The 20,262-nt window shown below is 47.2% G+C and carries 13 protein-coding genes and 1 riboswitch; of the genes, 4 read left to right on the top strand and 9 right to left on the bottom strand.

The window, feature by feature from the left end; all coding sequences use genetic code 11:
- Positions 1-50: 50 nt before the first annotated feature.
- Complete coding sequence (gene rapA / locus OCU77_RS15045; RefSeq protein WP_048899435.1) at positions 51-2,969, bottom strand: RNA polymerase-associated protein RapA; 2,919 nt, start codon at positions 2,967-2,969, stop codon at positions 51-53.
- A gap of 364 nt (positions 2,970-3,333) precedes the next feature.
- Between rapA and OCU77_RS15040 the strand changes: the two genes are divergently transcribed.
- Complete coding sequence (locus OCU77_RS15040; RefSeq protein WP_048899436.1) at positions 3,334-4,710, top strand: PhoH family protein; 1,377 nt, start codon at positions 3,334-3,336, stop codon at positions 4,708-4,710.
- Between the two features lie 87 nt (positions 4,711-4,797).
- On the opposite strand, the gene thiQ is transcribed toward OCU77_RS15040, so the two are convergent.
- From thiQ to leuA, 8 genes are all read right to left on the bottom strand, one after another.
- Positions 4,798-5,517, bottom strand: coding sequence for a thiamine ABC transporter ATP-binding protein (thiQ, locus tag OCU77_RS15035; RefSeq protein ID WP_048899437.1), 720 nt, complete (start codon positions 5,515-5,517; stop codon positions 4,798-4,800).
- A 1-nt stretch (position 5,518) separates the two neighbouring features.
- Positions 5,519-7,045 carry a thiamine/thiamine pyrophosphate ABC transporter permease ThiP gene (thiP, locus tag OCU77_RS15030; protein WP_239686012.1) on the bottom strand — a complete coding sequence of 509 codons (1,527 nt, stop codon included), beginning with the start codon at positions 7,043-7,045 and terminating at the stop codon, positions 5,519-5,521.
- Positions 7,046-7,119: 74 nt separating this feature from the next.
- Entirely contained in the window at positions 7,120-8,118 is a 999-nt protein-coding gene (gene thiB / locus OCU77_RS15025) for a thiamine ABC transporter substrate binding subunit (RefSeq protein ID WP_372022949.1), read from the bottom strand.
- A gap of 97 nt (positions 8,119-8,215) precedes the next feature.
- A riboswitch (TPP riboswitch) is annotated at positions 8,216-8,335 on the bottom strand.
- A gap of 56 nt (positions 8,336-8,391) precedes the next feature.
- Positions 8,392-9,195 (bottom strand): DUF547 domain-containing protein, encoded by an 804-nt coding sequence (locus tag OCU77_RS15020; RefSeq protein WP_048899439.1) that lies wholly within the window; start codon positions 9,193-9,195, stop codon positions 8,392-8,394.
- Positions 9,196-9,716: 521 nt separating this feature from the next.
- Complete coding sequence (gene leuD, locus OCU77_RS15015; RefSeq protein WP_048899440.1) at positions 9,717-10,319, bottom strand: 3-isopropylmalate dehydratase small subunit; 603 nt, start codon at positions 10,317-10,319, stop codon at positions 9,717-9,719.
- Between the two features lie 17 nt (positions 10,320-10,336).
- A complete protein-coding gene (leuC, locus tag OCU77_RS15010) occupies positions 10,337-11,776 on the bottom strand; it encodes a 3-isopropylmalate dehydratase large subunit (RefSeq protein ID WP_107303023.1) in 1,440 nt (479 codons plus the stop codon).
- A gap of 26 nt (positions 11,777-11,802) precedes the next feature.
- Positions 11,803-12,891: a 3-isopropylmalate dehydrogenase gene (leuB, locus tag OCU77_RS15005; RefSeq protein ID WP_107303024.1), complete on the bottom strand. Its 1,089-nt coding sequence runs from the start codon at positions 12,889-12,891 to the stop codon at positions 11,803-11,805.
- A gap of 103 nt (positions 12,892-12,994) precedes the next feature.
- The gene (leuA, locus tag OCU77_RS15000; protein WP_048899441.1) at positions 12,995-14,539 is read right to left on the bottom strand and encodes a 2-isopropylmalate synthase; all 1,545 of its coding nucleotides are present in this window, start codon (positions 14,537-14,539) and stop codon (positions 12,995-12,997) included.
- A gap of 607 nt (positions 14,540-15,146) precedes the next feature.
- On the opposite strand from leuA, the gene OCU77_RS14995 reads away from it, so the two are divergent.
- Genes OCU77_RS14995 through OCU77_RS14985 form a run of 3 tightly spaced genes read left to right on the top strand, consistent with a single transcriptional unit; the run spans position 15,147 to position 20,244 of the window.
- Positions 15,147-15,788, top strand: coding sequence for a TetR/AcrR family transcriptional regulator (locus OCU77_RS14995; protein ID WP_107303025.1), 642 nt, complete (start codon positions 15,147-15,149; stop codon positions 15,786-15,788).
- Complete coding sequence (locus tag OCU77_RS14990; RefSeq protein ID WP_107303040.1) at positions 15,788-17,134, top strand: efflux RND transporter periplasmic adaptor subunit; 1,347 nt, start codon at positions 15,788-15,790, stop codon at positions 17,132-17,134. The genes OCU77_RS14995 and OCU77_RS14990 overlap by 1 nt, the downstream gene beginning before the upstream one ends.
- Positions 17,131-20,244: an efflux RND transporter permease subunit gene (locus tag OCU77_RS14985; protein ID WP_107303026.1), complete on the top strand. Its 3,114-nt coding sequence runs from the start codon at positions 17,131-17,133 to the stop codon at positions 20,242-20,244. Before OCU77_RS14990 ends, OCU77_RS14985 begins: the two co-directional genes overlap by 4 nt.
- Positions 20,245-20,262: the final 18 nt, after the last annotated feature.

Below are 20,262 nucleotides of genomic sequence, written 5' to 3'. Positions count from 1 at the left end.
GATACGGTCTTGGCTTATCCGTTCAATAGGTTGTGAAACCCTGAGCCGTTTTAGTTATGACTAACTGCGATTAAGCGTAGTGAATCTAACTGTACTTGTGCCTTACTGATGTAAGTGGTCAGGTCTTGGATCTGTGACTCAATCAGCTCTAGCTCATCATCACGAATATTCGGGTTCACGGCTTTCAATGCTTGCAGGCGATCTAGCTCGGCACGTAAAGTACTTTCCATCTCAGCTTGTGCATTTTCACGAATTGTCACGGCTTCTTTGGCGATCACTTGCTCTGCGTGTTCAATCAGTACGTGTACTTCTTTTTGTACTGAGTTGACCAACTTGCTACCAAGGTGGCGATTAACAGGGCTGAGCTGGCGGTTAAAGCCTTCAAATTCGACTTGTGCCGATAAGTTGTTACCTTTGGCATCCAGCAAAATACGAATCGGTGTTTGTGGCAAGAAGCGGCCAATCCCCGATTGCTTCGGTGCTTGGGCGTCAACCACATAGACTAATTCAAGCAGCAGCGTGCCAGCAGGCAGTGCTTTGTTTTTCAGCAAGGAAACCGCAGTGGTGCCGACCCCTTCTGAGAGCAGTAGATCAATACCGCCTTGGATCATCGGGTGTTCCCAACTCAGGAAGTGTAGATCTTCACGGGAAAGGGCTGTGTCACGATCAAAAGTAATAGTACAACCGTCGTAAGGTAAACCTGGGTAGCTGGCAACCATCATGTGCTCTGACGGCGACACCACAATGGCATTTTCGCCTTTGTCATCTTGGTTTAAGCCTATGGTATCAAATAGGCCCAGCGCGAAAGTTACCAAGTTGGTATCGCCATCTTTCGCTGAAATACTGTCAACGAGCTCGTTTGCGGCATCACCACCGTTTGAGTGGATTTCTAATAGACGGTCACGGCCTTGCTCTAGCTTAGATTTCAGTTCGTTGTGCATGGTAGCACTTTGCTCTATCAGAGCGTCAAGCGCTTCACTGCTATGTTCATTGCTGGTCAGTAAGGCAATCAGGTCACTACGAACGTGATCGTATACAGCGCGGCCGGTAGGGCAGGTTTCTTCAAAGGCATTTAAGCCCTCGTTAAACCAGCGCGCCAGTAGGGCTTGCGAGGTACCCTCAAGGAAAGGTACATGAATCTCTATATCACGCTTCTGACCAATACGGTCTAAACGGCCGATGCGTTGTTCAAGCAGATCGGGGTTGTTTGGTAGATCAAACATCACCAATTGATTAGCAAATTGGAAGTTACGTCCTTCAGAGCCGATTTCAGAACACAGTAGCACTTGTGCGCCGTCTTCTTCTTGTGCGAAGTATGCCGCGGCTTTATCGCGCTCGATGATCGACATGCCTTCGTGGAACACGGTAGAGCGAATACCTTCACGCTCGCGTAGTGCCTGTTCTAGTGTTAATGCGGTTTGGGCGCGAGAACAAATCACCAACACTTTCTCGCTGCGGTTGGCTTTGAGCGTATCAAGCAACCAGTTAACACGTGGATCGAAGTTCCACCATGTGGCTGATTCACCTTCAAATTCTTGGAAGATGTCTTCAGGGTAAAGCAGTTTCAGCACTTTCTCTTCATCGCTGACTTTGCCCATCATCATGTTCGCAACACGCATCGCTGTAGTGTATTGCGTTGGCATTGCCAGTGGGTAAAGGTTCAGATGGCGGGTTGGGAAGCCTTTAATTGCAGAGCGTGTATTACGGAATAGCACACGGCCCGTACCATGGCGATCCATTAAGTTATCGATCAGCTCATGGCGGACGGTTTGGCTTTGTTCATCATCAGCAGCACTGGATTCGATAATACGCAGCATTGGCTCGATATCTTGCTCTGACAGTAATTCAGCCAGTGTGTTCTTTGCATCGTTATCCAGTTTTTCACCCGACAATAGGCGTGAAACCGCATCGGCAACGGGCGCGTACTGACGTTCTTCTTCAACAAATGCTTGGTAATCGTAGAAGCGATCGGGATCTAGTAGGCGCAAACGGGCGAAGTGGCTTTCGTGGCCAAGTTGCTCGGGTGTTGCGGTAAGTAGCAATACTGCGGGTGTTTTTTCTGCAATCGCTTCCACCACTTGGTATTGGCGGCTTGGCTTGTCTTCACTCCACTCAAGGTGATGGGCTTCATCGACAACCAAAAGATCCCAATCGGCATCTAGCGCTTGTTCAAAACGGCGTCGGCTCTTACGTAGGAAGTCGAGTGAACATAGAACGTATTGCGCGGTATCAAACGGATTCGCTGAATCGGCGTAAGCTTCAACGCAACGTTCTTCATCGAAAATAGAGAAGTGCAGGTTAAAGCGACGCATCATCTCAACCAGCCATTGATGCTGTAGGGTTTCAGGCACTAAGATCAAAATACGTTCAGCACGGCCTGACAACACTTGTTGGTGGATGATCATACCTGCTTCAATGGTTTTACCTAAACCCACTTCATCAGCTAATAATACACGAGGAGCATAGCGGCGACCCACTTCATGGGCGATGAACAGCTGATGAGGGATTAAACCGGCACGCATGCCACACAGTCCACGCAATGGGCTCTTATGTTGTTCGTACTGATTTTTTAACGCACGGTAGCGCAGCGCAAAGCGATCCATGCGATCGATTTGACCAGCAAAGAGTTTGTCTTGTGGCTTGTTGAAGCGGATTTGGTGATTAAGGAAAATCTCACGTAATTTAACGTCTTCTTCACCCGTATCCGTGCGTGTACCCACGTAAGTGAATACACCGCCGTCTTCATCTACGCGTTCAACGTTTAAAGACCAACCTTCATGGCTTTCAACCACATCGCCCACGTTGAACATTACGCGGGTTACAGGGGCTTCGTTTCGGGAATACAGGCGGCTCTCTTCACTTGCGGAGAACATTAGGCTAACAGTACGGGCATCACAGGCGACGACGGTACCTAATCCTAAATCACTTTCAGTATCACTGATCCAACGTTGACCCAAAGCAAATGGCATAGTGGCTAAAACCTTCTAAATTCTTTGAAAATTGAAAATGTGTTATCTGGTATTCACGCCATGGCGAAGCACATCACTCGTAGGAGTGTCATACAAGGCTCAAAAAAGCGTAGCTATAAGTGTAAGCCAGAATTCGTACCAGAAAAAAGGGGAGTCATGTTACTGCATGATGTGAAAGAGGTCACGGTGAAAGTGCTCTGAATGCGACAAAGTAGTTTTGTCACATTTATTTAAAAAAGTTCGGTCTTTAATGGAGTCACAGGAGCGATTGTTTTGTGAAAATGCAGCAAATACGAATAACTGTCATACGCTTAAAGAGTGGTGGTAGATGTAATACCGCCTGAATGTTACCAAGGAGGTGCCTATGGGCGATTCAGATCGGAAAGTCTTTGTTCTCGATACTAATATCTTGCTACACGAGCCTCTCGCGATTTATTCCTTCCAAGAACATGATGTCGTCATACCGATGACAGTCCTCGAAGAACTTGATCGCATTAAGGATAGCAAGCGTGATGTTGCCCGCGATGCCCGAGTCGCGATTCGAGCCCTAGAAGATATTTTCCACGATGCGACTCCCGAGCAGATCTCTGCGGGGATCCCTTTTTCAAAACAAACGGCACACAATGGCACCATAGCTATTTTTGCTGATTATGAAATCACCGAAACTGTACATGCATTTACTGATAAAGCGGGTGACAACCGTATTTTGAATGCTGTACTCCACTTACAGCAGCACTATGCGCCACGTGATGTGGTCTTGATCACTAAAGATATTAATATGCGTTTGCGAGCCAAGGGCGCAGGTGTGTATTTCGTTGATGATTATCGTTCGGATCAGTTGATTGACGATGTTAGCTTGCTCACTAAGGGGTTTGTTGAATATCCCGGTCGATTCTGGGATCAAGTGGGTGAGTGTCAATCAGAAAGCCGAGGCCGTGCCACGCTACATACATTGCCTATGACTTTGTTTGATAAGCCTTTCGTTAATCAATATTTGATTGATGAAGAGCATGAGTTTGCAGCTCGTATCAAGCAGATCGACGACGAGAATGTGATATTGAAAGACATAGGACATGATCGTTTAATGCATCGCCAGGCCTGGGGCATTCACCCTAAAAATGTTTATCAAGGTATGGCGCTCGATGCCATGCTCGACCCTGATATTGACCTAGTGATTTTAACGGGGCCTGCGGGCTGTGGTAAAACCATTTTGGCAATGGCATCAGCATTAGAGCAAGTCATTGAGAAGGGCATGTACGATAAAATTATTGTCACGCGTAATACGCCAGAAATTGCCGAATCGATTGGTTTCTTACCCGGTACGGAAGAAGAGAAAATGATGCCATGGTTGGCGGCGGTGACCGATACCATGGAAGCGCTCCACAAAAATGATGTGTGTACTGATGGCTCGATGAAATACATCTTTGATAAAGCCAATATTCAATTCAAATCGATTAACTTCATGCGCGGTCGTTCTATCCAAAATGCGTTTGTGTTGCTGGATGAATGCCAAAACTTAACCGCATCGCAAATCAAAACTATCATCACCCGCTGTGGTGAAGGCACTAAACTGGTCTGTTCGGGTAACCTTGCGCAGATTGACTCCAATTATCTATCGCCTGTAACGTCTGGGCTTACTTATATCGTTGAGCGCTTTAAAAACTTCGAAGGAAGCGCCAATATTTATCTCAATGGCGTTGTACGTAGCCGCTTGGCTGAATTTGCTGAAGAAAACCTCTAAATTTCTGATTAAAAGCCTGAATATCAAAAAGGGAGAACACCATTCGGGTTCTCCCTTCCTTATTTTTGCATGCGATACAGTTTACAGCTAATAGCCAAGGTAGTGCTTGAGCTCAGCATCCTGTGGTTGTGTCAGCATGTGCTGTGTTTCACCAAAGACTGTGATGCTACCGTTAGTGATAAACGCACACTTATTGGCAATCTTGAGGGCGTCGTCAGGGCTATGGGTAACCATGAGAACCGTGATTTTATGCTCACGGGCGAGACTTCTTACTAGCTCTAACATCTCTTTGCGCAGGGCGGGATCTAGGGCTGAAAAAGGTTCATCGAGCAGCAACAAGGGACGATGTCGCACTAAACAACGCGCGAGCGCCACACGTTGTTTTTGGCCGCCAGAGAGTTGCTCGGGAAGGCGATCTAAGTATTGCTGAATGCCAACCCGCGCAGCTGCCACCACGATAGCTTCCTTATCGACTTGGCTCAGCGTTAATCCTGGGTGAATACCCAGTCCAATGTTTTCAGACACAGTGAGATGCGGAAATAAATTATGCTCCTGAAACAGCATCGACAAAGGCCGCTCTGCGGGGGCTTGCTGGTCAATCATTTGATTGGCGATGGTTAACTGGCCACTCTTAGGCTTAAGAAAGCCGGCAATTAATGCCAGTAAAGTACTTTTTCCTGCACCACTGGGGCCGATTAACGCCACAATATCGCCTTGCTGCGCCTCGAGTGAAAAGGACAAGTGCATGGCTTGTCCATTCGCAGTATGGGGCTGGTAGCTATGGGTAAGCTGATCTAACTTCAACATGTTATTTCTTCCTAAGCAGCACAGTTTCAACCAAGGTAAATAACCCTAAGCTCAGTAGGAGTAGGATGAGCGCTGCGACGGCGGCGGCATCCATTTGGTAGCTGCCTAATAATTCAAATAAATACAGTGGCAAGGTTTGGAAGTTTTGGCTGCCAAATAAAGCTATCGCACTTAAATCCCCAAGTGATAGGACAAAGCCGATTGCTAAAGCTTGCGATAGTGGTTTACGCAATGCTCGCCATTCCAATAATCGCAGGCGAGACAAGCCTGCCATGCCCAAACTGGCGCAAAGCGGGTTAAATTGTTGGGCGATATGGAGCATAGGCTGACTGAGTGTTTTGATCACATAAGGCAGTGCCATTAGCGCATTGACGGTTACTACCACCCAAAAGGCCATCGCAAAGGCATCGGTGTATTGGCGCAGTAACAAAAATAGCCCAGTACTGAGCACTAAACCTGGGGTAACCAGAATCATTGCGCCAATCAGCTCAATACCATCGGCAGCCCATTTTTTGCGTTGTAATCGCCATTGACGGCTAGTCAGTAAAATAGCAATACCGCTGACAACAGCTATCACACAAGACATGGCTGCTATCTGTAATGAATGGCTGATGGCTTGCCAGAGTTTGGCAGAACTTAATTGGACAATCAGCTGCTGGTTGAGCCCTGCGGTGATCACAGACAAGAGCGGAGGCGCAACCAGTAAGATCACGCCACCAATCCATAAACCATCCCAGAGTTTACTCTGCCATGTATCTTGGTAGTGATGAGGGGCTTGGTTGATCGTGCCGCTCAGCGTGGCTAACGGTTTAGCGAAACGCTGTGATGCTAACACTAACGAACAGCACAGTAGCATTTGCCACAATGCTAACAAAGCTCCTGAGGCGAGGTCAAAGTCGTAACGCAGGGCTTGGTAAATAGCGAGCTCAATGGTGGTGGCTTTAGGTCCGCCACCCAGTGACATGATCACTGCGAAACTGGTGAAACACAGCATAAAGATCAAGCCGATCACATGCGGTAGTTGTTGTTGCAATCGAGGCCAAGCGACTAAACGAAACTTGTTCCAGCCTGTCACACCTAAATGTGCGGCGAGCTGATGCTGCTCATGTGGGATCCCTTCTAAACTTTGCAGTAATAGACGCACCGCGAGGGGCAGGTTTAAAAAAATGTGGGCGAGTAAGATACCGCTTAATCCGTAAATATTGAGGGTGATATCCCAACCTGCAGCAGCAAACCATTGATTCAGTAGGCCGCTTTTTCCATATATTGACAGTAACCCAAACACGGCGACCAAGACAGGCAGTACCAGCGTCATGGCGAAGAGCCGTAACAACAAAGCACGTCCGATAAATTGACGGCGAGAAAGTGCATAGGCGACGGGGATCGCAGGTACCACACTCAATAGGGTTGAGAGGAATGCTTGGTAGAAACTAAACCCAGTGACATGGCGTAAATACGGGTCGTGCCACAATGTCTGCGGTGATAGTTCATCGGCGTGTCCGAGCAGGGCACTAATGGCAAATACCATTAATGCGGTGATGCACCCGGCAGCAGTGATGCCGGGTAATAACGAGGTAAAGCGAGTGTTCAAACGAAATGCCTTTATTGCGTGAGGGCGTGTTGCCATTCGCGAATCCAGCTGCGGCGTTGTTTAGCGACTTCCTTCGCATCAAACTCAAGCGCTGTTGCAGGTATCGTCAGCTGGTTAAAACCGTCAGGCAGTTGTTGATTTGTTACTGGGTACATCCAGTTACCTGTGGCCATATTAGATTGGAAGCCATCGCTAACAATGAAGTCCATAAATTGATCCGCTAACTTAGGGTGTGGGCTGTTTTTAAGTTTGGCGGCCACTTCCACTTGCATGTAATGCCCTTCGCTGAAATCAGCGGCGATATACTGGTTCTTTTGTTCTGCGATGATGTGGTAAGCCGGAGAGGTGGTGTATGACAACACCATATCTGCCTCACCTTTGAGGAACATGCTATAGGCTTCGGACCAACCTTTGGTGACGGTGACTGTTTTCTTGGCCAGTTGCTGCCAGGCATTGGCTGCTTGATCGCCATAAACCGATTTCATCCACAGCATCAAGCCTTGGCCAGGGGTTGAAGTACGAGGATCTTGGTAAAGGATCGATAGGTCATCACGTTCGACTAATTCTTTTAAGCTCTTTGGTGGGTTCTTCAACTTAGTGTTATCGTAAACAAAGGCAAAGTAACCATAATCGTAAGGCACAAAGGTGGTGTCATTCCAGCCATTTGGCAGCGTAACTTTGCTGGTATCGACCTTGTGTTGTGCTAGCAGACCTGTTTTTTTAGCTTCTTCGATAAGGTTGTTATCAAGCCCTAATAAGATATCTGCTTTGCTGTTGTTACCTTCCAAGCGCACGCGGTTAAGAATAGACACGCCATCATCGAGCGCCACTAAGTTTAAGTGACAGTCACACTCAGCTTCAAATGCGGTTTTAATGGCTGGGCCTGGCCCCCAATCTGAGGCAAATGAGCTATAGGTATAAACCGTTAGTGTTGCTTTTGGGTCTTGTTCGGTGGCAAATACACTGCTGCTCGCAAGCGTTAAGGTAAGTAAAGGTAGTAGTTTTTTCACAAAGCGCTCCTGATGCCGATGCATCCTGCTGGCAATAAATCAAATGAGCGAGGGTTGAGAAAAGGGTGGCTTAAGGGCGACCTAATAACAGAGGCTGACTTAGCGACTTCTCAATTCCTACGCCAGTATTAGCTGGTTCAGGTTCTGTGGGTTCTGCGTGTGCAATCTCAGCCGAAAGAAAGTGTAAACCTTCTATTTAGCTCCCCAATGAGAACGTCGTCATTGTAATAGTGCAAGCGTGGTGTTGCTAGGGCATGAAGACAATGATTGGCATTATTTTGCCTCGTTCAATGCCCAGTCGTAATCATAATCAATTGTTTTGAGTACCACAGGTGTGGTGCGGTACTGATTTAAGTGTTGCTGGAGCTGCGTTGTGTCGCCGAAGTCTGCTTGATACCAATCGTAGATGGACGACAGCTGGGTCTTGTTATTCGTGCTAAGAACGCCTTTTTTACTGTTGATGAATTGTTTGGCGGCTAGATCGAGTAAGTGGTTACTATTGCTGGCCGTGAAGGCATGGGGTTGTAGGTTAGGGCAACCTAGACTCGCACAGTTCACTGCATAGTGAATACGTTTGTCTTGCCAAATCGGACGCAAGATACGGTGCTCGATATCATTGAGGGTGAGCTTTTTGCCGTTGACCGTGACCACTTCATCATCCCATGGACCAAAACTAAACAAGCCGCCGAGTTTTGTGATCGATTTGACGGGGTAATTATCAACAATGAGTTTGACGGTCAGTGCATTATACAGATTGACCCAGTAGGCAAATTGTTCTGCTTTGCGGTATGCCAACGGGTTGAGTTTACTCATTTCTCGAATGTAGCGATCAAGCTGCCATTTTCCCTCTTGATCGATTTGGTGATAGCTAATTAGTGTTTGCTCACCCTGTTGCACTATGTAGTGATTAAGCGTCTGTTGCCACAATTGATGATTGATTGGCATGGAATTAGCCTCATCACTGCCTTGCCAGTATGGCCATAAATCCGCTTTGGGGGCTGCGAACACTGTGCTGCTGACGAGTAAAATGAATGAAGCCAAAATAAGGTGTAAGGTAAGTGAAAGACGAGACGGCATAATCAACCTTTTTAATCTGTAATAACCTAATACCAATCTAACTAAGTAACTGATCGTTCTTGCTGGTTAAAATCAGTGATAACTGCGCTATAGATTTTGTAGATAGAATAACTAGCCATCTGCAATCTACGCCTTGTTTTCAGTGCTTTTTTCCTGCGCAATCACCTGAACATTTACTTAACCAGATTGGTATAACAACTATAGACCGAGGTGAACGGCTTTTTATTGCAGAGTTTACAGTCGGTTGAAGAATACCAATCTAACTAAGTAACTGATCGTTCTTGCTGGTTAAAATCAATGATAACTGCGTTATAGATTTTGTAGGTAGAACAACTAGCTATCTGCAATCTACGCCTTGTTTTCAGTACTTTTTCCTGCGCAATCACCTGAACATTTACTTACCCAGATTGGTATAAGTGGTGTAAGCAGTAAATAGCAAGTAGAAGATAAAACAACACCCTGCGAGGCAGGGTGTTGTGGTTAGCTCTTATCACGTAAGTAAACGCTAACAAATACAATGTTTACCTTAAAAATTCAGGGATATTATCTTCGTAAGCGGCAATTTTATCTTCATGTTGCAGCGTCAGGCCGATGTTATCCAACCCATTCAATAAGCAATGACGGCGGAATTCATCAATCTCAAAGTGGTATTGCTTGCCGTTAGCCGTGACTAACATGGCTTCTAAATCGACCTGGATCTCAGCACCTTCTGTGTTTTCGACAAACTGGAAAATCTCATCGACTTCTTGTTCACGCAAGCGTACTGGCACCATTTGGTTGTTGATCGAGTTGCCATAAAAAATGTCGGCAAAACTCGGTGCGATCATCACTTGGATGCCGTAATCTGCTAGCGCCCACGGCGCATGTTCACGTGAAGAGCCACAACCGAAGTTCTCACGTGCCAGCAAAATACTTGCCCCTTGATAGCGCGGCGCATTCATTACAAATTCAGGGTTTGCTTGTTCGCCGGCATCATCAAGAAAACGCCAGTCGTGGAACAAATGTTTTCCAAAGCCTGTACGTGTCACTTTTTGTAGAAATTGCTTAGGGATGATTGCGTCGGTATCGATGTTGGCGATATCTAGCGGCACAACCAAGCCTGTATGTTGTTTAAAACCTGCCATTGTTACCTTCCTCTCGATTATGCCGTTGCGCTGTCTAAGTCACGAATATCTACAAAATGGCCTGCGCACGCGGCAGCGGCTGCCATTGCTGGGCTGACAAGGTGGGTGCGGCCATCACGGCCTTGGCGACCTTCAAAGTTACGATTGCTGGTGGAGGCGCAGCGCTCTTTTGGCCCTAGGCGGTCGTTGTTCATCGCGAGACACATAGAGCAACCTGGTAGACGCCATTCAAAGCCTGCATCGATGAATATTTTATCCAAGCCTTCTTGCTCTGCTTGGGCTTTGACTTGCTCAGATCCTGGCACAACCAGCGCTTGAACATTGGCGGCAACTTTGCGGCCTTTTGCGATAGCGGCAGCGGCGCGCATATCTTCTATCCGTGAGTTGGTACAAGAACCAATAAAGACTTTATCAATTGAAAAGTCAGACAGTGTTTTCCCCGCTTCTAGCCCCATATAGGCCAACGCTTTTTCCGCTGATGCTTTTTCAACGGGGTCAGCAAAGTCAGCTGGGCTTGGAATCGGCGTATCAATTGCGATAACTTGGCCGGGGTTTGTGCCCCAAGTTACTTGTGGCTTAATCTCGGCGGCTTCTAAAGTTACTGTCGCATCGAAGACGGCACCCTCATCGGTTTTTAGGGTATTCCAGTATTCAACTGCGGCATCGAAGTGACTATCTGTTGGTGAGAATTTACGGTTTTTAATGTAATCGTAGGTGGTTTGATCGGGGGCAATCAAGCCCGCTTTTGCACCTAATTCGATCGCCATGTTACACACCGTCATCCGCCCTTCCATTGATAGATCGGTAATGGCTTCACCACAGAACTCGACGACGTAACCAGTACCGCCAGCAGCTGTCGTTTTACCTATGATGGCTAGCACGATATCTTTAGCCGTAATGCCCTCAGCAACTTTGCCTTTGACTTCGATTTTCATGGTTTTGGCGCGCGCTTGTTTGAGGGTTTGGGTAGCTAACACATGCTCAACTTCTGAAGTGCCAATACCAAAGGCTAATGAGCCAAACGCACCGTGTGTTGCCGTGTGTGAATCACCACAAACAATCGTCATGCCTGGTAGGGTAATGCCCAACTCGGGGCCCATAACATGCACAATACCTTGGTATTTATGGTTTAGATCGTAAAGGGTGACGCCAAACTCTTCACAGTTTTTGGCTAGCGTTTCCATTTGGATGCGTGCCATTTCACCAGAGGCATTAATGTCTTTAGTTTGGGTTGAGACATTATGATCCATGGTGGCAAATGTTTTACCGACTTGGCGAACGGGGCGCCCTTTTTCACGTAAACCATCAAAGGCTTGTGGTGATGTCACTTCATGAACCAAATGACGGTCGATATATAAAATTGGGTTTTCGCCTTCCGCGGCAACCGCAACATGGGCATCGTAAACTTTTTCGTATAGCGTTTTAGGCGCTTTATTTTCTGTATATTGTGCTGACATTGCTTGGTGCTCCTTGCCGGTATTGCTTATGCTTGGCGAATATAGGTAGCGATCTTATCGCCCATTTCGCTAGTGGTCAGTGCTTGGCCGTTACCCGCTAAATCTGCTGTTAGTTCACCGGCTTCAAGTGCTTGAGATACCGCTAGTTCAATGGCACGGGCAGCCTCTTCTTCACCTAAGCTGTAGCGCAGCATCAATGCTGCCGACAGAATTTGTGCGACTGGGTTGGCAATGTTCTTGCCCGCGATATCAGGTGCGGAACCACCTGCTGGCTCGTACATGCCGAACTTTTCTTGGTTCAAGCTTGCCGATGGCAGCATCCCCATGGAGCCTGTGATCATCGCGCACTCATCGGAAATAATGTCACCAAAAATATTAGAACATAGCATTACATCAAATTGTGATGGGTCTTTGATCAGCTGCATGGTCGCGTTATCAATGTACATGTGGTTAAGCGTTACGTCTGGGTAGTCTTTTGCGACTTCTTCCACCACTTCACGCCATAAGATTGAGCTTTGTAGGACATTGGCTTTATCAATCGAGTAGACGTTTTTGTTGCGTAGCATCGCTGATTCAAACGCAATACGGGCAATGCGCTCTATCTCGTAGCGATGGTAAATCTCGGTGTCGTAGGCTTTTTCTTGTGGGCCTTCACCCTCACGGCCTTTAGGTTGGCCGAAGTAGATCCCACCCGTTAGTTCGCGAACCACGACAATATCGAAACCTCGTTCAGAAATATCGGCACGTAGTGGTGAGAATGTCTCTAGCCCGCTATGGATTTGGGCTGGGCGCAAGTTACAAAACAGCTGAAAATGCTTACGCAGTGGCAGTAGTGCGCCACGTTCGGGTTGATCATTCGGAGCAAGGTGTTCCCATTTAGGGCCTCCCACCGAGCCAAACAATACGGCATCTGAATCTTCACAACCTTTTAGGGTTGCATCGGGTAGGGGACAACCATGGTTATCAATCGCAATACCACCCACATCAAATTCGGCACGCTCTAGGGTCAAGTCGAACTTAGCTTCAACGGCATCTAGCACTTTATGGGCTTGCTGCATCACTTCTGGACCAATGCCGTCACCCGGTAGAACCGCTATTTTATATGTACCTGCCATGGTTAGTTGTCTCCGTAATTTGTCGTTAATCGTTATAAATTGGGCTGGCGTAGCACGTGTCATCTTTCACTGGCTACGCCTAAGATTAGATTGAGGAGCGGTGTTATACCGTCGCGGTACGCTCTTTAATTTCAGCAATTTGATCGGCGCGGTGGATGCTGTTGATAACATGCAATAGCGCTTGGCCAGAGGCTTCAACAATATCCGTTGCTAAGCCCGTACCGTGGTATTTGCGGCCTTTGTAATTGGCAATGATGTCTGCTTGGCCTAAACCATCTTCCCCTTCCCCTTTAGCGGTTAGGTCGAATTTGTCTAGTACGATTTCGTAGCCTGTTAAGCGATAGATACATTGGTATAGCGCATCAACGGGGCCATTACCGACAGCGGCTTCGCATTTCTCTTCATCACCACATTGCAGTTTGATGCTGGTGGTCGCCATGATGCTACCTGACTGTACACTGAGGTAATTCAGCTTAAAGAAATCATCTTCTTCGCGTAGGTTAGCGAAGTGCATCAATGCTTCTAGATCGTAGTCGAACACTTGGCCTTTGCGATCGGCCAGTTTTAGAAAATCAGCGTATAGCGCATCTAGGCTGTATTCACTCTCGGTGTAACCAAGGGCGTCCATGTGACTTTTTACCGCGGCGCGACCAGAGCGACTGGTTAGGTTCAGCGCTTGGTTTTTTAGCCCAATTGACTCAGGGGTCATGATCTCGTAGGTGTTCTTATTTTTTAGCATGCCATCTTGGTGGATCCCTGATGAGTGGCTAAAAGCATTGGCACCGACAATGGCTTTATTCGCTTGAATCGGTGAGTTACATAGTTGGCTCACCATTTTACTGGTGCGGTGAATTTCGTCGTGTTTAATGTTGGTGTGCACACCCAAGAAGTCAGCGCGGGTTTTGATGATCATGGCGATTTCTTCTAGTGAACAGTTGCCCGCTCGCTCACCTAGACCATTTATGGTGGCTTCAACTTGGCGAGCACCTGCTTGTACCGCTGCCATGGAGTTCGCGACTGACATGCCTAGATCGTCGTGGCAGTGCACCGAGATAATGGCTTTGTCGATATTCGGTACGCGGTCAAACAGCTGCGCCACGATACCGCCAAACTCGTTGGGTAGGGTGTAACCCACGGTATCAGGGATGTTGATGGTGTTAGCACCCGCATTGATAGCGGCTTCCACCATGCGGCATAGATTATCGATAGGGGTACGGCCAGCATCCTCACAGGAGAATTCCACATCGTCGGTGTAGTTGCGGGCGCGTTTGACTGCGGCAACCCCCATTTCGATAACATCATCATAGCTACGACGCAGTTTGTCTTGTACGTGAACAGTTGAAGTAGAAATGAAAGTATGGATTCGGAAGGCTTCGGCGATTTTTAGCGATTCAGCAGCAACATCAATGTCTTTCGCAACGGCGCGTGAAAGGGCACATACGCGGCTATTTTTAATATGTTTCGCAATAGTTTGCACCGATTCAAAGTCGCCAGGTGAAGAAACAGGAAAGCCCGCTTCTATTACATCAACCCCTAGGCGTTCCAGCGCGTAAGCGATTTGTAGCTTTTCTTTTACCGTTAGGCTTGCTGATAGTGCCTGTTCACCGTCGCGAAGCGTGGTATCGAAAATAATGACTTGATCTTTCATTGCTACTTCCTTTTATTGGCCTGCCTAATTATGTGTTCATTGGTATTAGGCTTAGTCTGCATCCGCTTGCGCTGGCTCTGATATAAAAAACCCGCGCTATCTGCGCGGGCTTATTCAATGCTTAGTGGCGTTTCCTACTCATAAGCTACCCGCGCGAATTATTCACGATAAGGAGGAGGCTTAGGAGGATAAAGAAACGGTTAGTCATATTTACATGTCTTCCACAAAGTTGATAACAAATGAATACCAAATAGACAGGTTGAAGGTCAACCACTATTTAGTGTTTAATTTTATTTTTATTGTTAAGCTCTTGATAAATAGTCTTAATTTGTGTTTTCTAACATAGGGCGCGTGTAAGGGAGAGTTATTGATACAAGAGATGGCTATAAGAGTGATTATTCACTTTGTTGTTACAGACGTTAAATGATTGAAATGTGTTTTCTATCGAATAATCTGCTGTATCTAAGCTTTGTTATGGGTTGTTTACTTGGTTCACAGTATTAATTAATCAATTGGTTAAATTAAGATGAATAATAGAGTGAACCTTTTAACTGTTCAGTTAGTACAATTATTAATCATACGATTAATTTGGTAGAGATGTGAGTTAATGGCAGGAAAAGCAGGTCGTCCAGTCGGTGATTCCGATGCGCGAGAGCGTTTAATTATAGAAGCGCGTAAGTTATTTGTCGTCTTGCCTTACAGCAAGGTATCGACCCGCATGATTGCATCTAGGGCTGATGTAAATGTGGCGCTGATTCGCTATTACTTTGAAAACAAAGCTGGCTTATACCAAACCATGATGCATGAAACCATGGAGCCGATCCAAGCCCAGATGAGGGTGGTGATGGAGAAAGGTGATTTCGATTCGATTGGCGAGTTTATGCGAACTTACTATCGGATTATGGCGCCAAACCCTGACATGCCGAAATTAATGTCACGTGCCATGATGTTGGCCCCCGATGATCCGCAACGCCAAATGATGGAAAAGATGATCCGCGATATCGCTCGTCCAGCGACTGACATGATGTTTACCAAGTTGCAGCAAAATGGCCAACTAAATCCAGGCATGGATCCTGAAAAAGCCCGAATGACGTTTATTAGCTTGATGGTTTTTCCATTTTTGATCCCACCTGCAATGCTTGAGATTCACGGTATAGAAATGACGGAATCCTACTTATTCGAATTGGCAGAACACAATGTAAAAGTGCTCACGCAAGGGATCTTTAACCAAAAAGGGGAAGCGCAATGATAGCTCGAAATCGGAAGTTACTGTTTATTCCTGCGCTGATGGTTGGCATCTTAATTTTAGTTTTAGCCGTGAAACTACGCCCTTCCCCAAGCAGTAAGCCTGCCTTGGAACGCAGTCGGGCCGTTGATGTGATCACCTTGCAACAACAGCCTTTGGCGCCGCAAGTGACGGGGTTTGGTCGTGTAAAGCCCAAAGTGGAATGGAAGGCCATTTCAGAAGTGAGCGGTAAAGTCATCTATCGCCATCCTGAGTTAGAAAAAGGTCGGGTGTTAGATGCAGGTACTGTGATCCTTAAAATTGATCCGCTGGATTATCAGTTAACCTTAGCGAAAGCAGAAGCCGATATTAGCTCAAGTGAAGCCCAACTGGCTAAATTGGACTTGGAAGAGAAAAACCTTAAAACGACATTAACGATAGAGAAAAATCGCCTCGCAATCAGTAAGAAAGAGGTCGCCCGGAAAGAGGAATTGCGTCGTAAAGGGCTAACATCGCAGTCGGCTTTGGATTTGGAAAAGCAATCTTACTTAGCCAGTCAAAAAGTGGTGCAAGATTTAGAAAGTCAGCTGCAAGTGCTACCCAAAGAGCGCCGTGTGAGTGAAGCACAATTGCAAGTGAACCAATCGAAAGTAGAAGAGGCTGAGCGCTCACTGGAGAAAACGGAAATTACCTTGCCGATTGATGCCCGAATTTCGAGCGTTGATATTGAGCAAAACCAAGTAGTTAACATGCAACAGACGATGCTGGTTGCCCACGGTATTGCCGAGATTGAAGTGGACGCGCAAGTGGCATTGCATGACATGCAAGCGTTGGCATCGAGTCTGACTCAATACACCGCCCATGCTGATGGTCGCCCGCGTGCCGATCAGTTGGCACTGCAAGCCAGTATCCAATTATCTAGTGGTCAATTTGTTCAGCAATGGCCGGCGAAAGTGACGAGGATCAGCGACACCGTGAGCGCTAATCAAGCGACTGTTGGAGTTATTCTGGAAGTGGCACAAGATTACAGTCAACTCTCACCTGAAACCGCCCCACCGTTAGTTAACGGCATGTTTGTTCAAGCCACTTTAGAGGGGCAAGCTAACCCACACTGGGTGATCCCTGAGCGCGCGTTACATGGCGACAAAGTGTACTTAATGAGTGATGACGACACCTTAAGCATTAAACCTGTGACTGTGTTGTTCCGTCGAGAAGGTTTGGTCGCGGTACAGGGGGATTTTATAGCTGCGCAGCAATTGGTGGTTAATGACTTGCTACCTGCAGTGGAAGGCATGGCACTGAAAGTCATTAGTAAAGATGGCAAAGCGGTGGTCGTGCTGACGAAAGAGCAAGGAGCACCACAATCATGATCCGCTTTTTCTCTCGCCACCCAACAGCGGCAAACTTAATGATGTTTGCCTTGCTGTTATTGGGTTTAGTGTCGTTACCGCAAATTAAACGAGAAACTTTTCCTGAGTTCTCACCGCCTTATATTATTGCTTCTGTGGTGTATCCAGGCGCGTCACCACAAGAAGTGGAACAAAGCATTTGTATGCGAATGGAAGACGCGGTTGATGGCCTTGCCAATATAGAAGAAACGCGCTGTGAGGCAGTGGAAGGTTCTGCATCGCTGATTTTAAAGCTGACCAACAGTGATGTCGTTTCGCGCATGCTGGTGGATGTACAAACTCAAATCAATGCGATTAATGATTTCCCTGCGGAGATTGAATCACCGATTGTGCGTGAATTGGATTGGAACGAGCCTGTTGTCGATGTTGCAATCAGTGCTGACACTAACTGGCCTCACCTTAAAGCCTATGCCGAAGAATTAAAGCGTAAGCTAAAGATTGATTATGGTGTGTCTTTGGTGGCCGTGAGTGGCTTTTCTGATCATCAACTGCGGGTCGAGCTAAAAGAAACCGCCTTACGCCAGCTTGGGATGAGTGTTGGTGATGTAGCAGATCGCCTGTCACGGCAAAATATCAAACTGCCGAGTGGTAATATTGAGCTCGCCGACAAGAACCTATTAATCCGTTTCGATGAACAAAAAGTCACGCCAGAGACCTTAGCAAAAACCATCATAGGGGCTGATGCTGAAGGGGCGGTATTGCGCCTTGGCGACATTGCTACGATCACAGATCGTTTTGAACTTGATGAGCAAAAAATCCTGTTTGACGGTAAGCCATCAGCAGTGCTTAAGATCAGTAAAAATAAAGCGGATGACGCCTTGCGGATCAAAGAGCGGGTTCAGCAGTTCGTTGAAGATGAAAGCCAAATCGCACCAACGGGCGTAACACTCAGCCTCACTAATGATATTTCATCGGTGCTGTGGGATCGTTTGACCATGATGGTGGATAACGGCCTACAAGGTGTGGTGTTGGTGTTTTTCACCATGTGGTTATTTTTTACGTTTCGTTATTCGTTTTGGGTCGCCGCGGGTTTGCCTGTCGCCTTTATGGGGAGCTTGTTTCTCATGGCGGGTCTTGGTTTGTCGATCAATATTATGTCGTTAGTCGCCTTGTTGATGGCGATTGGTATCATGATGGATGACGCCATCGTGATCGCAGAATCCATTGCGGCTCATTTAGAGCGTGGTCAATCGGTGCCAGATGCCGTGTTCAACGGGGTGAAGAAAGTTTTCCCCGGGGTATTGTCTTCGTATCTCACTACTGTCTGTATTTTCGGTAGCTTGCTGTTTCTTGATGGTGAAATGGGCGCAGTGCTGAGGGTCGTGCCACAGGTGCTGATCTTGGTGTTGACCATCAGCTTGATTGAAGCATTTTTGATTTTGCCGCATCACCTCAGTCATTCATTGCAAAAGCAGCGCAATAAAGAAGAAAAACCAGACATTAAATTCAAGCGAGTGTTCTTGGCTAAATTTGAACACTTTCGCCAACATCAATTAGTGACTGCGGTGGATGCCGTGGTGCGCTGGCGTTACTTATTTTTAGGTGGCGTGGTGGCCATGTTGTTTGCCTCGGCGGCGTTACTGGCGGGTGGTGCGCTTAAATTTGTGGGCTTCCCTGATCTTGATGGCGACATCGCAGAAGCGCGTATAATTTTAGCGCCGGGGGCATCACTGTCTCAAACGGAAAAAGTGGTCGCGCACATTGTTGAGGCGGCTGAGCGATTGAATGTGGAATGGAGCCAAGATGTTGAAGGTGGCCATACCCTGGTCGAGCACATCACCGAGCAATACAACACCAATGCGGATGCCGATGAAAAAGGTCCGCACGTGGCGACGGTACGACTCGATTTACGTGGGGCAGAATCGCGCAATACGGTTATCGATGAATTCATTGCCGCGTGGCGAGAAGAGGTTGGCACACTGGCTGATCCCATTTCCCTTGTATTTAAGCAGCCAATCATGGGACCGGGGGGGCGGGCTGTTGAAATTCGGATGCAACACGATGAACTTACCGCGTTAAAAGCGGCGTCATTGGAAGTGCAGGACTTCCTAAATGAGTTCGATGGTGTGTTTGGGGTCTTGGATGACATGCGAATGGGTAAGCAAGAAGTGCTGGTTACCCTGCGCCCAGGGGCGGAAAGCTTTGGCGTCGATGGCCAAATGATTGCTTCGCAATTGCGAGCGGCTTATTTTGGGCAAAAGGCCGATGATATCCAGCTTGGACCAGAAAACATTGAAGTTGAAGTCCGCTTTGATAAGGCCGAGGCGGGGAACTTACAAACACTGGCCAGCTTTCCGATTATATTGAGTGACGGTAGCCAAGTACCTTTGGCGTCGATTACTGAGCTTAGTTACCAGCGAAACTATGTGCGTATCCAGCGAGTCGATGGCCTGCGAACCCTAAGTGTGTATGCCGATCTAGAGCACAGTAAGATCAGTTCTACCGAGATCCTTACCTTGTTCCGTCAACAAGAGATCCCACAGCTAAAAGCTAAATACCCAGGTTTACGCTTTAACTTTGAAGGAGAAGCGAAAGATACCGCGGAAACCGGGCAATCCATGGCGATTGGTTTTGCACTTGGAGTGTTTGGGGTGTTTGTGATCCTGAGCTTCCAATTTCGCAGCTACCTCGAACCTTTTGTGGTACTGCTGGCGATCCCATTAGCGCTTATTGGGGTGTTCTGGGGGCACTGGCTATTAGGTCATGCGTTAAGTATGCCTAGTATTATGGGGTTTGTGTCCTTAGCAGGGGTGGTGGTGAATGACTCTATCTTGTTGGTGCAGTATATTCGACACCATGTCGATGATGGGGCCAGTGTGCATGATGCCGTAGTGAAAGCCAGCCGTGAACGCTTTCGCGCCGTATTTTTAACGTCCCTGACAACGGCTGCGGGTTTATTGCCGTTACTCTTAGAAACCAGCCTACAAGCACAAGTTATTCAGCCCTTAGTGATTTCTATCGTGTTTGGTATTTTCACTTCGACCTTACTTGTGCTGTTTATGATCCCTGCCGCTTATGCAATTTTGGCAGACTTCGGTCTAGTGAAAAAGCATGAGCCACTTGCTGCGTAAAGGGCTGGCTATAAACGA

It is taken from the genome of Photobacterium swingsii (assembly GCF_024346715.1).
Classification (GTDB): domain Bacteria; phylum Pseudomonadota; class Gammaproteobacteria; order Enterobacterales; family Vibrionaceae; genus Photobacterium; species Photobacterium swingsii.
The sequence above is the reverse complement of the archived record's forward strand: the minus strand, read 5'-3'. Positions and strand labels throughout refer to the sequence as shown.

What these genes read in the sequence shown, in the direction of transcription:
- leuA (WP_048899441.1), bottom strand. Translation starts at nt 14,539, where the DNA reads ATGAAAGATCAAGTCATTATTTTCGATACCACGCTTCGCGACGGTGAA.
- leuB (WP_107303024.1), bottom strand. Translation starts at nt 12,891, where the DNA reads ATGGCAGGTACATATAAAATAGCGGTTCTACCGGGTGACGGCATTGGT.
- leuC (WP_107303023.1), bottom strand. Translation starts at nt 11,776, where the DNA reads ATGTCAGCACAATATACAGAAAATAAAGCGCCTAAAACGCTATACGAA.
- rapA (WP_048899435.1), bottom strand. Translation starts at nt 2,969, where the DNA reads ATGCCATTTGCTTTGGGTCAACGTTGGATCAGTGATACTGAAAGTGAT.
- thiP (WP_239686012.1), bottom strand. Translation starts at nt 7,045, where the DNA reads ATGGTATTTGCCATTAGTGCCCTGCTCGGACACGCCGATGAACTATCA.
- OCU77_RS15020 (WP_048899439.1), bottom strand. Translation starts at nt 9,195, where the DNA reads ATGCCGTCTCGTCTTTCACTTACCTTACACCTTATTTTGGCTTCATTC.
- thiQ (WP_048899437.1), bottom strand. Translation starts at nt 5,517, where the DNA reads ATGTTGAAGTTAGATCAGCTTACCCATAGCTACCAGCCCCATACTGCG.
- leuD (WP_048899440.1), bottom strand. Translation starts at nt 10,319, where the DNA reads ATGGCAGGTTTTAAACAACATACAGGCTTGGTTGTGCCGCTAGATATC.
- OCU77_RS14985 (WP_107303026.1), top strand. Translation starts at nt 17,131, where the DNA reads ATGATCCGCTTTTTCTCTCGCCACCCAACAGCGGCAAACTTAATGATG.
- OCU77_RS15040 (WP_048899436.1), top strand. Translation starts at nt 3,334, where the DNA reads ATGGGCGATTCAGATCGGAAAGTCTTTGTTCTCGATACTAATATCTTG.
- OCU77_RS14995 (WP_107303025.1), top strand. Translation starts at nt 15,147, where the DNA reads ATGGCAGGAAAAGCAGGTCGTCCAGTCGGTGATTCCGATGCGCGAGAG.